The sequence below is a fragment of the Candidatus Dadabacteria bacterium genome, from assembly GCA_026706695.1.
Classification (GTDB): domain Bacteria; phylum Desulfobacterota_D; class UBA1144; order Nemesobacterales; family Nemesobacteraceae; genus Nemesobacter.
Window position 1 is genome coordinate 1 of the sequence record JAPOYE010000090.1, and the last position, 13,693, is coordinate 13,693.

Here is a 13,693-nt window from a genome sequence, read left to right on the forward strand (position 1 = left end):
ACGTAATTAGTCAATGCGATATGTTAAAACAGGGGGAACTTATATACATAACTAGACAAAATTAGCTAATTACCTCTGGTGTTCTTTGTATAATAAAAGGGGAAATCAAATCCCAAACGCAACTTGAAAGGAGATTAGAATGTCTAAACTTATAGCAGGTAGCGAACATTATGGAATTTACATAAATGTTGAATCTAAGGGCAGGGTGGAATGCAAGCACAATGATCTAATGTCTATTATTGGATTTGACAGACGAACTTTTAATATCGAATGGTCAAAGCGTAATTCTAGCAGTGCTTATATTTATAGAGATGCTTTCAATATTGATTCTGTTGCACTAGTTGATGGTATTGAAAACATACAACAAATTGAAAACGCCACTTGCTATGATAGGTCTCAAAGGACTGTCGTAGTTGAAGTTGGGCAGGTGGCACTGGTGCAAAACATTTATGGGGTTTGGGCGGCTATCAAATTTCTTGTGGTTAAAAATGAATATTCTGACACCGACCCCAGCCCACCCCGTCCAGAAAAGCCTAAGCCATGGGATGTAAGCCAATATCTGGCCCGGAAATAAAAAGAATTTTTCTAATCTATATAGGGCGGAGGAAAGACTTGTTTTTGATTATGAGATTAGAGAATCTTACAACTTTCTTAAATGAGTATTTTAAGAAATGGAAATGGTGGAAATCGAACCCGCAACCTCCCCGCTCTTAAATCTTATTGCAATGGGGGGTAGGGGCTTTTTAGAGGGCGGTTTGTCTAGTTATGTATATAAGTTCCAAACAAGGAGATGATAAAGAACTTTAAATGCAAGAAGACAAAACGCTTGTTTGAAGGAAAGCATGTCTCTGATTTCTCAGGTTTTTCCAGACAAGCCGAGAAGCGGCTGAGAATACTGAACGCTTCCGAGACGCTTGAAGACTTGAGAGCCTTGAGGGGTAATCGTTTCGAGGCGTTATATGGCGACCGAACGGGACAATACAGTATACGAATTAATAAACAATGGCGCATATGTTTCAGATGGGAGCAAGGGGCCTGTGATGTGGAAATCGTAGATTATCATTAGATCAACATAAAAGCGAAAAGCAGGAGGTAACAGCAATGGCTAGGGAACCTATTCACCCCGGTGAGTTTCTTATTGACGAACTTAGAGAAATAAAGGTGACACCGACGGAGTTGTCGCGTCGTGTAGGTGTGCCGCCAAATCGCATTTCCCAGATCATTCGCGGGAAGCGGGATATAACCGTTGATACTGCCTTGCGACTCGGACAGTTTTTTGGTACCACCCCTGAACTCTGGATCAACCTGCAAAGGGATTATGATCTTGACAAGGTAAAAGCTGAGTCATGGCCTGAGATTCAAAAGATTCGCCGTTGGCAACCTGAAACCGGTTCGCATGGATAACTGCCTCCGAGTTGGATATTCGCCGAGTTGCACCGGTCTGCGCTTCAACGCTTTTTCCTCGGAACTCATGCAAACCCATGTTTGCGAGACTATGTAGATTATCAGAAGTTTTCGAGCTTGAATTGATGATTCCTTCAAGTTAACGTAAATGCTTAGTCAGGATCCATCTATCCTCGGGAGGACTTCAAATGAAAATCAAGTGGGCGGAGAGAATCGAGCAGCTTCCTCCATACCTTTTTGCCGAGATCGACAGGAAAAAAAACGAGCTGATCGAGAAGGGAATCGACGTGATCGACCTCGGGGTGGGCGACCCGGACATACCGACGCCGGAGCACATAGTGGAGTCGCTTCGCGAGGCGGCCGGGGATCCTGAGCACCACCGCTACCCGTCCTACGTGGGCATGCTGTCTTTTCGGGAGGCGGCTGCCGAGTGGTACCAAGAGCGCTTCGGAGTAAGCCTCGACCCCGCAAAGCAGGTAGTGACCCTGATAGGCTCCAAGGAAGGTGTAGCCCACGCGCCTCTCGCGTTTGTTGACCCGGGGGACGTGGCGCTCGTGCCGGATCCCGGATATCCCGTGTACCCGGTTTCGACCACGTTCGCAGGAGGAGTTCCCTACCCGATGCCGCTTCTTAAGGAAAACGATTTTCTCCCGGACCTTGACGCCATTCCCGCGGATGTGGCCAAGCGGGCCGTCATGATGTTTCTTAACTATCCCAACAATCCGACCACGGTTCTCGCCGACGAGGGGTTCTTCAGGGAAGTGGTCGATTTCGCCCGGGAAAACGAGATACTCGTCTGCCACGACGCCGCCTACACGGAGATAGCTTTTTACGGAAAAAATCCCCTGAGCTTCCTCGAGATACCGGGGGCGATGGACGTAGGAATCGAGTTCCACTCGCTTTCAAAGACCTTCAGCATGACCGGGTGGCGCCTGGCGTTCGCCGCGGGTAACGAGAGGGCCATAGCGGGTCTCGGGAAGATAAAGACGAACATAGACTCGGGAGTTTTCCAGGCGGTCCAGGTGGCGGGCATAACGGCGCTTCGCAACAGTTCCGTCGGACTTGAGGAGAGAAAGGAAGTCTACAGGGAGCGCCTCGAGATATTCTGCCGCGGCCTTCGGGAAGCGGGTATAGAATACACCGTCCCCGAGGCCACGTTCTACGTGTGGTTCGAGGTTCCCGAGGGGATGACATCTTCAGAGTTCTCGGAGAGAATGCTCACCGAAGCCGGCGTGGTCGTCACTCCCGGAAACGGTTTCGGGGACTGCGGCGAGGGATACGCCAGGGTGTCGGTGACGTTCGACACGCAGAGGATAGAGCAGGCTGCCGAGAGGATAGCGAAGTTCAAGCCGTAGGGGCGACCGGGTCTTTAAAGATAAGAGGTTTTGAGAGTTGTTTGAGTTTATAAAGTACTTCTGCACCCTGCTTTACATTATTTCCTCCGCTTTTCTCTGTATATTTGGCCTTCACCGTTACTACCTAGTGCATCTTTACTCGAGGACAAAGGCGCGCCGCGCCGCGGCCCCGCAGGGACGGGGATCCCTTCCGCGCGTCACGGTGCAGCTCCCCGTCTATAACGAGATGTACGTGACCGAAAGGCTCATCCGCGCGGTCTGCGGGATCGACTACCCGAGGGACCTGCTCGAGGTGCAGGTGCTTGACGACTCAACGGACGACACAAGCCGCATAGCGGCGCGCTGCACCGATGAGCTCCGGGCTGCCGGTTTCGACATAAAGCACATCCGGAGGGGGAACCGCGAGGGGTACAAGGCGGGGGCGCTTGCCGCGGGCTGCGCGCAGGCAAGCGGGGAGCTTCTTGCGGTTTTCGACGCGGACTTTGTTCCACCCAGGGGTTTTCTCCGAAAGACCGTTTCGTGCTTCGAAGACCCTGAGGTCGGGATAGTGCAGACGAGGTGGGGGCATCTTAACCGCGACTACTCGCTTCTGACCAAGGCCCAGTCGGTGCTTCTTGACGGCCATTTCGTGGTGGAGCAGGCCGCCCGGCATGGAAACGGACTTTTTCTTAACTTCAACGGCACCGCCGGGGTGATCCGCAAGAAGTGCATAGAGCAGAGCGGAGGGTGGCAGCACGACACCCTGACCGAGGATCTTGATCTAAGCTACAGGGCGCAGATAAACGGGTGGAAGGCAGTCTACCTGCCCAACGTCATATCGGACGCCGAGCTTCCCGTTGACATGAACGCCTTTAAGATACAGCAGCACAGGTGGGTCAAGGGAGGGATCCAGACGGCAGGGAAGCTTTTGCCCTCGGTGCTTCGCGACTCCCAGATCCCGTTTAAGGTCAAGGCCGAGAGCGTGTTTCACCTCCTCGGCAATTTCAGCTACCTGTTTCTGCTCGCCACTATAATTCTCATAATACCCATGAATTTCCTGTGGGAGCGGATCTGGCTTAACGACCTTTTCATAGCGAGCGTCACGGGGGTGGCGCTCGGCACCTTAGCCATAATAAGGTTCTACATACTGGCGGTCCGCGAGGCCCACGGCACCCGGGCGCGGGAGTTCTACAAGTACATACCCGTTGCGCTGAGCGTCGGGGCGGGCATAGCGGTTAACAATGCCAAGGCCGTGCTTGAGGCGGTTCTGGGCAGGACGTCGGGTTTTGCGAGAACGCCAAAGTACGCCGTCGTGGGCAGGAAGGACCGGTGGAGAACCTCGGCTTACGTTTCCTCAAAAGGGGTTACCACCTTTTTCGAGGTCGTTCTCTCGGTTTTCTTCACGTTCCAGGTGGCGTATGTTCTCTATATGGGATTTTTCATCTGGGTTCCCTTCCTGCTGCTGATGCAGTTCGGTTTCACCTACACCGCTTTTCTCTCGATATATCACGGTTCGTGAAAGAAGTTCGCCCCGCTTCGAGATAACGGTCTTTTCAACTTTTCACAATTTCTGAATTTTCTCGGGGAGGCCTTTAGAAAAAGTGCGTATATGCTCTTGACATATCCCGGAAGCCGACCGGCTCACTGCCGGTTCCAGACTGTTCCGAAAGGAACAGCCCACAGCCCGTCACCCATGGACCCCGTGAGTTCTCCCGAATAGAGTACGATCCCAGTAAATTTTCTGTCGCGCGCGATGTTTTTCTTAAACCAGCTGAGGTTTTTGAAATCGTTCGTTCCGATGGCCGAGCCCGCCTTGATCTCAATCCCGAGCAGCGCCCGGTCCTCCCTTTCGATCAAGAAGTCGATCTCGCGCTTTTCGCGGTCACGGTAATGGAAGAGACTGTATCTTCCGGCATTGGCGTCCACTTGGGCGGCTATTTCGTTGAACATGAAGGTTTCGATCAGCTTGCCCGAGCGGTCCGCATCCATTCGGACCTGCTGCCTGTCCCAGTCAAGAATCGAAGACATAAGTCCCGAGTCAGTCATAAAAAGCCTGGGGCGTTGCCCCGCCCGCGCGTAATCGGTGCGTTTCCACGCCCTTACGCGTTCGACAATGTACAAGGCTTCCAGGGCGTTTATATATGTCTCGACCGTGGAGCGCGCGATGGAAAGTCCAGCGCCTATGGATGAAATGTCCATGAACTTGCCCGACCATGCCGCCAGGGTGTGTATCAGTTCGCTCATGGCGTCGCGTCGCTGGATACGCCCGAGATCCCTGAGGTCGCGTTCCACAAGCGCGTCCGCGTAGTCCCGATGCCATAATCTTCGCTCTGTGTCTCCAAGCATAATGGCTTCCGGAAAACCACCTCCAAAAGAGATGTCCAGCATAGCGTCACGGTCGTAAGCGCGGTCGGGATGCCTGAAATCCTGCCTGAAGGCCCGGTCAAGGAAATCCGGAGACGCTCCTAAAATCTCTCCATAGGTGAGCGGACGCAGCCGTACCTTTCTTATGCGTCCGGCGAGGGATTCCCGTACTCCGGGGGAAGACTGTATGTCGGCTGAACCCGTCAGCAGGTATTGTCCGGGTCTCGTATCTTCATCCACCCTTATCTTGATTGCAGAAAGCAGGTCGGGAGCACGCTGGACTTCGTCGATGATGAGGGTGCTTCCCGAATGCTTCACGAAGCCTCGCGGGTCGGTTTCGGCAATCTGCCGTACGGCCGGATCATCCAGAGTGCGGTAGGCGATATGCCGTGAAACCAGTTCCTTGGCAAGGGTGGTTTTGCCGCATTGGCGCGCTCCGCAGAGCAACAGCACGCGGCGCGTTTCGAGGGCTTTTTTCAAGGTGTCCCGCTGCCAGCGGAAATAAGAATGTGACATGATCCGAAACTCGCTGTATTGTTATTTCCATATCCGCGATTTTGCAAAAAACGCACCCGCGTTTTTATAGAAATTATACCCGCGTTTTTATAGAAGACAATGTTCTCAAGTAATGTCATCCGGCCTCGTCGTTTTTTCGCCGCTGCGCCCGGCTGCTTTCGATCGTCTTTTTGATTCGGGATGTTTTCCGTTCACGGGAGGCGCTTTCCGATTTCGCGCTGTCGAGTCATTCACGCACCCCTTCAGTCGAGGGCTGGAGGAGCTCTCCGCCCTCGACATATCTCGGCGACCTGCTACCATCTGTATGCGTTAGGTATATTCCTGTCTGGAAGCGGAGATGGAAAGGGTAAAAGTGTTTAAGAACAACAAGAGCCAGGCGGTGCGGCTTCCCAAGCCGGTTTCCTTGCCGGATACCGTAAAGGAAGTCGATATTATCTGCCTGGGGCGTTCCCGCCTGATCACTCCGGCGGGAGAAGCATGGGACAGCTGGTTTGAGGGAGAGGGTGTTACGGATGATTTCATGAATGAGCGCGAACAGGGCGGGAGCCAGGAGAGGGAACCATTCTGATGACCGATAACACCCGGGAATTCAAACACATGGCCGGTTTACTTCTGGATGATTGGAGCGAATAGGCTTTTTTCTCCTCGTGGGGCAGGAGAGGTCAGGCTGGCAGGCCGAAATTTCGGTAACCGGTTCAGGCGGCTTGTTCCCATAATAGACATCTGATAGCTTCCTCGATTTTTTTCTGGCTGCATTCATAGTCCCCGGCAAGTTCTCTCATGGATTCCCCGGCTTTGTAGCGTTCAACGATAATTTCTACTGGAATACTTATGCCGGAGAGAATCGGGCGGCCGAATGAGATTTCGGGATCAATCAAGATTGATTTAGGTTCGTTTGGTTTTTCGGTTCCTGAAAACGGATAGAGCCTTATGGGAAGACCGCGCAAGTCTCTTTCTATTCTCTGCATGTATTCTTTAACAGTGTTCTCCAATACTGTCTGCCCGCTTCCCTTGGAAATGCCACAGACGAGCCCCGACTCCCTTAAGAACGGGGAGAGTCCATCCGTCTCGAAACCCTTTTCGGCTAGGGGATTGTCGGAGGGGTAGATTTGCGATATGAAATCGAGACCTTTTCTGATCTTGTTCATGGAGAGCCTGCATTCTCTGCGTATTGAGGCCAGGACATACGCTTCAACCAGGTTGATGAAAGACAGGGCCAAGGGTTTTTCTTGAGCGGGGGCAATCAGAGGTTCAAAGTTAGTTTGTCTGCAAATCCAGGCACGCAAAGTGGACTCTGGAAGCCTTAAATATAAAGTTGCTTCCGGAACATTGTAAGAAGGCAGATATCGCGCATCTTTCCTGGAAGAGATTTTCCTGGTATTACTCAATTTGCTGAAGTTACTGTTTGCTCCTCGCTTAAATTTCTGGTCGGGCATTATAAGCAATTAGGTACATTGATCGGTACTTTTTCCGCTTGTTTCAAGCTCTGGTAAAAAGCATCGGTCACTTTAATTTGCTAGCGACAGAAGACTTGTCAATATTGAACTCCGGTAATATTATATTAAAGTGAATAAAGGTTTAATTTTCCTAAGAATTCCTAGGAAACGGGTAAGACGGAGTTTTGTTAAGTTGATGCTACCCTAGCGGGGTCCTTAAAAATTCTTCCCACTAGGGTTAGGGAAGTGGAAGATTATGACCGGCAACAATCTTGCGCTTACCATTGAACCTGCTCAGAGCCGGGCAGAGCCGCTTGGTATTCTTTAGTTTTTTGCTCCAACTTGGTTTTAGACGGTGGAATCAATTTAGAAAAAACCTTATCGGAGAATTGTGGAGAATGGGGAGGCAGGAAAAACTTAAAAACAGTGATAAGGGATACGAGCAACAAAGATTATGCAATCCCCTATTGATATAACAGAAGAATTTCCTCGTTTGCCGCGCGCGCCGATTGTCGAGGCCGTTCTTGATCTTCGAGTTGTTTCTTCTGCCGAATGGGACGAGTCGAGTCTACAAAGCCAGTTGGAAGAACGATTGCCTGATTACCCGAAGCATGACACGGTGCAGGAAACTGAAGTTCAGCTTTCACCCGAGACCGGAACCAACGTAGTTAAAGATTTTGTCCACGTTGGTTTGAAGTGCCAGTCAGAAGATAGTTTTTATGTAGTACAGTTTAATAAAGATTCATTTGTCTTTAGTCGGCTAAAGCCTTACGAAAACTGGGAGAAATTTAGCCGAGAAGCGCTGCGCCTCTGGAAAATTTACTGTGAACTGCTAGAACCAACTGAAATTGGGAGAATTGGTCTGCGCTTTATAAACCGTCTAGCGATCAAACAGGGACAGAGAATTGAATTAGCTGATTATTATAAAAGGCCGCCACTACCTATCGAGGGTTTGAACTGGCTTTTATCAGGCTACTTGCATCGAGACGTGCTGCAGATTCCGGGGACTCCCTATTCGGTTAATGTTATAAAGACTGTTCAAAGGACTCAGCAAGAAGCCGGATTGCTGTTGGACATAGATGTATTTATGCAAAAATCTCTTAACTGTGGTGAAATACAGGTTTCTAAGTATATGGATGAAATGCGTTGGGTAAAAAATAAAGCTTTCTTCAGTAATTTAACAAAGAAAGCCTTGGAGGAATGCAAATAAAATGTTGGCAACTGCAACATCTTCCCCTCTTATTTCAGGTTGCTCAGGTCAGGATCTTTCTGCTGGTGACTTTATAGACCAGCAAATGAGGGAATTATCTACTCATTTGCAAAGGTCTAATATCTTGGGTTTTGGGGCTAGAGGCGTTTTTCGGGAACTGGAAAAGACCTTTAACGAGTGTGGAGTGGACGGATGGGACGGAGGAGAGGCGAGAGCCATAACAAAAGAGGTTTTCTGGAACGCTAAAACCTTTCTGGAATCTTTTCCTTGGGGCAGTGAATCTCCGGAAATAGGTGCTGAACCGGACGGAGCAATTTCTTTGGAATGGTACAGGTCTCCTTCCAGAGTCGTTTCAATCAGCATTAATCCTGGAGGAGGAGTTTATTATGCGGCTATAATTGGTGCAAAGCGGAGGCATGGAATGGATCCTGTTTCATTTTTTGTTTCCGATGATTTATTGGATTTAATTGGAGAGGTTGCCGGGGAGATTGAATGACGGATTTCGTTTTGCCTGATGAGCTTTTGGCGAGATATATCACTTCCTCAAGGTGGTATCGTAGAGCAGACCAAACGGTCAAGCAAGATGCCTTCATTCCGCCGGAAAACCCTCTGGAATTGTCAACTACCCGCCATTTAAATCTTTCCGAAAATGAAATTTGGGATATCGGAAATGAAATTGTTTCCGGGCAGCAAAATAGAAAGCTTCATGGCAGGGCTGATGTGGAGGTTTCTCACGTGACGTCACAGTCGTTAAATGTTGTAGCCGATCCGACAACCGATAATCCCAATCATGCCAATATTAGAGGCTGGCCACCTGGCAAGGATGCAAGGAAGCTTTTGGCTCTGGAAATAGCAAGGGGTGCTCGCTTTGTTGCTAATCCCAATCTATGAATAGAGTCATGTTCACAGAAGTTCTTTCTTTCCGTGGTTACAAGCAGCCGCACTTTTTCAATCTGTAGTTTTCTGGGCATGAAAAGACTTGCTTTGTACATCAGTCTCTCAACGGTATCTTATCTGTTATGCGGAAATTATGCTTGTAAATTAAGAATAGCTATGTATAATTTGCAAGCATGATAGAACGTCATGCTTCCCACTCCCTAAGAAAAGCTCTCGGCCGACAAGCCGCCGTGGCGCTGATCGGCCCGCGTCAAGTCGGCAAAACGACCTTGGCGCTTGATATTGCCGGGGAGTCGGGGGCGCTGTACCTTGATCTCGAAGCGAGGGAAGAGCGTGCCAAGCTGGCTGACCCGGTACTGTTCCTAGGGGCGCACGAGGACCGTCTGGTTATTCTTGACGAGGTTCACCGCATACCGGAGCTTTTTTCCGAGTTGCGCGGCCTGATTGATCAGGGAAGACGCCGGGGGATGCGGACGGGACGCTTCCTGATCCTTGGGTCAGCATCGGTTGACTTGCTGAGACAATCGGGGGAAAGCCTTGCGGGGCGGATAGAATACGTTGAACTGAATCCGCTGAGCGTGCTTGAAGCGGGAGGGGATGACGATTCCCTGAATCTTCTCTGGGTGCGCGGCGGTTTTCCGGACAGTTTTTTAGCTGAAGACAATGACGACAGTTTCGCCTTCCGTCGCAACTTCATCCGCACCTACCTTGAGCGCGATGTGCAGCAGTTCGGATGGCAGATTCCGGCGGAGACCCTTGAGCGTCTGTGGACTATGCTTGCTCACGGACAGGGCACCTTGCTTAACATCTCGAAGCTTGCGTCCGGCCTTTCCATAAGTGCCCGTACCGTGACCGGCTATATAGACCTGCTGGCTGATCTGCTGCTGGTGCGCCGACTGCGGCCGTTTTACGTCAATGTACGAAAACGTCTCGTGAAGTCCCCGAAAGTTTATGTGCGCGACAGCGGGATAGTCCACGCCCTTCTGGGTGTAACGGATTACAATTCCCTTGCCGGTCACCCAGTCGTCGGAGCGAGCTGGGAGGGTTTCGTGATAGAGAACCTTCTGTCAGTTGCTCCTGCCGGAACCAGGGCGAGTTTTTACCGTACTTCTGCGGGGGCTGAGGTGGATCTTGTGCTTGAACTTCCCGGGAGCCTAGCTCCTTGGGCGGTCGAAATCAAACGCAGCCTCAGGGGGGCTCTCGGCAAGGGTTTTCGGAATGCTCTGAAAGACATCAAGCCCGAGCGATCCTTTGTGGTTACCGCCGGTTCTGACCGCTATCCGGTTGCCCGGAATGTCGAGGCGATCGGTCTTCGGAAAATGGCGGCAGTTCTAAAGGGGCAGTGACTTCCGGTTGCTGTTTTCTTGTCCGCGATTTTACAAGAAACAAGCCTGCGTTTTTATAAAAGACAGCATATTGCGGGCGTGTCATCCAGCCCCGTCATTTTTTCGCTGCTGCGCCCGGCTGCTTTCTATTGTCTTTTTGATCCGGGATGTTTCTCCCTCTCCGGAAGCGCTTTCCGGTTTTGCGTCATCTAGGCGCTCGCGCACTCCTTTGGTGGAGCGCTTAAGGCTTTCTGCGCCTGAAAGTATCTCGTCCCTCCCCTCCCCGAGGTCCTCTGCGGTTTTTGTCTCTCCGCTCCCGATTCCGCCCCGGGCCCGCTCTCTCGCCCGGCCCGCATCCTCTCTCACCGCGGCGGAATTTTCTTCTATTGAGCTTCGCACTCGCTCCACGCCTCCTCCCGCCGTCCCCGCCGATTTTCTGTATTCCCCGAAGGCCCCCTCCGCGTCGACCTCGAAGCGGCGCACGTCCCCGAGGCCGTAGCTGTCGGCGGGCATGGCGGCGACCGATTCCCTGGTCACGCTCCCCGCCCCGACAAGCTCCGAAAGACCCGTAATCCTGTGTATCGCCCCGGAGACGGCTTCGGCTTCCTCGGTGTCGTATCTTCCGTCGCGAAGATCTGTAAGCCCCCTGGCCGCGTAGCTGTCCGTATAGCCCTGTCCCCTCATGTCGGCAAACACCGCCTGGGTGTACTCCCTCTCAAGCCCCGCGCCGAATGAGCTCTCCCCCGAGAGCACCTCGGAGTAGGCTTTTGCCCTCTCCCGGTGGGAGGAGTAGTCCCGAAGGGAGCTTTTCGCCGAGCGAAGCTCGGCCCTTGCCTCCTCCGAGTCCCGGGCCGTGAACTGCAGGCTCTCGCGGGCCTCCTTTGACGAAAGCGTGCTCTCAAGCTCGGAAAAAGCCGTTGAGAAATTCACCCGTGAGTTGGAGCTCGAGGCATACTCCCTTGCCTCCTCGTATCTCTCGGCGGCGCTTGAGTCGGTCTTTCGCGCTCCCCGCGCCTTTATCCCGGCTCCGACCGACGCTCCCCCGAGCCCGCCTCCCCCAGGGCCCGAGGAAGTCCCCGCCCGGGCCCCCGCCTCGTAGACCATCGCCGTGTCCCACGACATCTTGAGCGACTCCTGGCGGGAGAGGCCGAACCTTCTCTGCAGGTTCTCCGCCGTCTCAAGCACGGTCGCGAGATCCTTTTTCTCGCCCGTCACGCTCGAGAGCCCGAGCACCTCGGAGTAGCTCCTCTCGTCAGCCGCCGCGCGCGAGGCCCCGACCACCCGCACGGACGCCGCCGCCGCGGAATCCGTCACCGCCTCCCTGCTTGCCTCCATGTTCCTCATGGTGTCGGCAAGCTCCTCCCTTGCCGCGAACCTCACCCCCTCCCTCCCCGTTATCCGCATCCCGCCCACGCTCGAGGCCGGCTGCTCGTAGACGTTCTCGTAGCGGCGGCTGAGATTGCCCGTGACGGTCTCCCGCGCCACGTCGGACTTGTTAGCCGTCACCGTGTCGTAGCGCCCTGTCGCGACCGACACGTTTCCAAGGGATATGTTTCCCGCGGCGTGGGCCCCGGCCGTCTGGGTCGAGATTGACTGCGTGGGTCCCATGAACTGCTGCACGGCCCCCACCACGGCGTGCTGGCTCGCGGAGACGACGTAGTAAGCGATCATGGGGACTATGGTGGCCGCAAGCCCCGCGACCGCCATGGCCATGTCGGACTCGTGGACGACTGACCCCCTCGATATCACGGTGAGGGAGCCGTCCGTGTAGGGCTCAAGCGCCCTTGCGAGCTTAAGGCTCGAGAACAGGTTCACTATGGCGTATATGGGATTCCAGAGCTCTGTCCAGAGCATCGCGATCAGGTAGGCGGGGATTATCCGCGCGGCAAGCGGCGTCATCGCCAGGAAGATCACCGCGGGAAATATGCCGTAGAGCATCCCCTGGAGAAGCCCTCTTATGTAGGGAAGTGTGTGGCGGGCCATCTCCCCCAGGACCAGAAACGAGTTTTTCTGCCTCGCGCGCGCCTCGGCGATCGAGAGGCTGAGAAGCGAGGCCTCCGAGCCTCCGGCGACCGCGAGCGACTTAACCGAGCGGGAGTAGCTGTTTATCATGGCGTTCTGGATGATTATGTCCTTTGCCGACATCGAGATTCCGCCGAGCTCCCTGTACGATTCCCGAAGTGCCTCCGTGAAACCGGCGGTGTCGACTGTGTTTGTCTGGCGGTCGACGAACCCGGATTCCTCGGCAAGCTCGACCGCCCACCCGGGATAGTAGGCGTCAAGGCAGGCGTTTACGCCCGCGTGGGCCTCTCCGCAGTAGGCCAGTATGGGTCTTGCGGCCGCGGAGCAGTCCCCCGCGCTTGGCGGGGAGGCGTAGGCGCCCGCGGGCAGGGCGATGTTCGTGTGGAGTTCAACGAAACGGTAGTTGGCCGTGCCCATGGAGGAAAAAAGATCGGAGGACTTCTCGAGGCTGTCCGGGCTCACAAGCCCGGAGGTTACGCTCTTCAGACCGCACTCCCTCACAAACGAGTCAAGCGTGTTGGCGAGATGGGGCTCCGCGACCGCAAACGCGGTCGAGCGCTTTATGAGCTCGGCACCGCGGAGCAGCCCGTTTTTCGAGTAGCGAAGCGCGTCCGGGAGCGAAAACGCTCCCTCCATGACTCTGGTGAGGCCGCTTCCGACCCCCGAGGTCGCCCAGGCGAAGACCCCGACCCCGGCCGGCACCGAAGATATCACCCTCGTGTACGAGGTCACCCTGTCGTAGACCGCCATGTCGACCTTAACGCCGAAGAGCATCATGTAGATAAGTATTGAGAGCGCGAACTGGTGGCCCGGCGCCGTCCTCCCTCCGAAAAGCGAGGACATGACCGCGAGCAGTATGCCCGCCACGAGCCCCAGGCGTATTAGTCCCAGGAGACCCGAACCCGCGAGGATCGCGACGGAATTCAGCACCTCGGCTATGAACTGCCCGTTTCCGTAGGTGTCTATCTGGAAGGCTCCCTGGGCTCCCGCCGTCTCCGGGAAAAGCAGGATCCCGGAAAGCGCGACGATCCCGAGCGGAAAAGCCGGCCTCAGGGTACCGCCGCGCTTCTCTCTCCGGCGCATGGCTCCCTCAGTTGGCACCCTGTATCACCTCGTCGCCCGCCTTGTGGCGGCTTTTTCTCTCGAACACCACCGGGGAGCGGGAATCAAGGTGCTCTATTATCG

General features: G+C 53.8%; 13 protein-coding genes. 10 read left to right on the forward strand and 3 right to left on the reverse strand.

All coding sequences use genetic code 11. The annotated features are described in order from the left end of the window. The first annotated feature begins 139 nt into the window (after positions 1–139). The 5 genes from OXG10_06915 (at position 140) to OXG10_06935 (ending at position 4,257) form a co-directional block, all read left to right on the forward strand. The gene (locus tag OXG10_06915; protein ID MCY3827088.1) at positions 140–574 is read left to right on the forward strand and encodes a hypothetical protein; all 435 of its coding nucleotides are present in this window, start codon (positions 140–142) and stop codon (positions 572–574) included. A gap of 216 nt (positions 575–790) precedes the next feature. Next, positions 791–1,066 (forward strand): type II toxin-antitoxin system RelE/ParE family toxin, encoded by a 276-nt coding sequence (locus tag OXG10_06920; GenBank protein ID MCY3827089.1) that lies wholly within the window; start codon positions 791–793, stop codon positions 1,064–1,066. Positions 1,067–1,101: 35 nt separating this feature from the next. Continuing rightward, positions 1,102–1,404, forward strand: a complete 303-nt coding sequence (locus OXG10_06925) for a HigA family addiction module antitoxin (protein MCY3827090.1) — start codon at positions 1,102–1,104, stop codon at positions 1,402–1,404. 194 nt (positions 1,405–1,598) lie between these two features. Next, positions 1,599–2,759: an LL-diaminopimelate aminotransferase gene (locus tag OXG10_06930; protein MCY3827091.1), complete on the forward strand. Its 1,161-nt coding sequence runs from the start codon at positions 1,599–1,601 to the stop codon at positions 2,757–2,759. Between the two features lie 37 nt (positions 2,760–2,796). Further along, entirely contained in the window at positions 2,797–4,257 is a 1,461-nt protein-coding gene (locus OXG10_06935; protein ID MCY3827092.1) for a glycosyltransferase family 2 protein, read from the forward strand. Positions 4,258–4,379: 122 nt separating this feature from the next. On the opposite strand, the gene OXG10_06940 is transcribed toward OXG10_06935, so the two are convergent. Beyond that, entirely contained in the window at positions 4,380–5,618 is a 1,239-nt protein-coding gene (locus tag OXG10_06940) for an ATP-binding protein (GenBank protein MCY3827093.1), read from the reverse strand. 337 nt (positions 5,619–5,955) lie between these two features. Here OXG10_06940 and vapB point away from each other — a divergent pair, with 337 nt between their 5' ends. Further along, positions 5,956–6,186, forward strand: coding sequence for a type II toxin-antitoxin system VapB family antitoxin (vapB, locus tag OXG10_06945; protein ID MCY3827094.1), 231 nt, complete (start codon positions 5,956–5,958; stop codon positions 6,184–6,186). Positions 6,187–6,313: 127 nt separating this feature from the next. Here the strand turns inward: vapB and OXG10_06950 are convergent, their stop codons facing one another. Then, complete coding sequence (locus tag OXG10_06950; GenBank protein MCY3827095.1) at positions 6,314–6,766, reverse strand: DUF433 domain-containing protein; 453 nt, start codon at positions 6,764–6,766, stop codon at positions 6,314–6,316. Between the two features lie 742 nt (positions 6,767–7,508). On the opposite strand from OXG10_06950, the gene OXG10_06955 reads away from it, so the two are divergent. The 4 genes from OXG10_06955 to OXG10_06970 all read left to right on the forward strand — a co-directional run bounded on the left by OXG10_06955 (position 7,509) and on the right by OXG10_06970 (position 10,507). Beyond that, positions 7,509–8,264 (forward strand): TIGR04255 family protein, encoded by a 756-nt coding sequence (locus OXG10_06955; GenBank protein MCY3827096.1) that lies wholly within the window; start codon positions 7,509–7,511, stop codon positions 8,262–8,264. A 1-nt stretch (position 8,265) separates the two neighbouring features. Continuing rightward, a complete protein-coding gene (locus tag OXG10_06960; protein MCY3827097.1) occupies positions 8,266–8,760 on the forward strand; it encodes a hypothetical protein in 495 nt (164 codons plus the stop codon). Continuing rightward, the gene (locus OXG10_06965; protein MCY3827098.1) at positions 8,757–9,155 is read left to right on the forward strand and encodes a hypothetical protein; all 399 of its coding nucleotides are present in this window, start codon (positions 8,757–8,759) and stop codon (positions 9,153–9,155) included. The genes OXG10_06960 and OXG10_06965 overlap by 4 nt, the downstream gene beginning before the upstream one ends. Before the next feature lie 179 nt (positions 9,156–9,334). Then, the gene (locus tag OXG10_06970; protein MCY3827099.1) at positions 9,335–10,507 is read left to right on the forward strand and encodes an ATP-binding protein; all 1,173 of its coding nucleotides are present in this window, start codon (positions 9,335–9,337) and stop codon (positions 10,505–10,507) included. 81 nt (positions 10,508–10,588) lie between these two features. On the opposite strand, the gene OXG10_06975 is transcribed toward OXG10_06970, so the two are convergent. Continuing rightward, complete coding sequence (locus OXG10_06975) at positions 10,589–13,609, reverse strand: conjugal transfer protein TraG N-terminal domain-containing protein (GenBank protein ID MCY3827100.1); 3,021 nt, start codon at positions 13,607–13,609, stop codon at positions 10,589–10,591. Positions 13,610–13,693 lie beyond the last annotated feature (84 nt).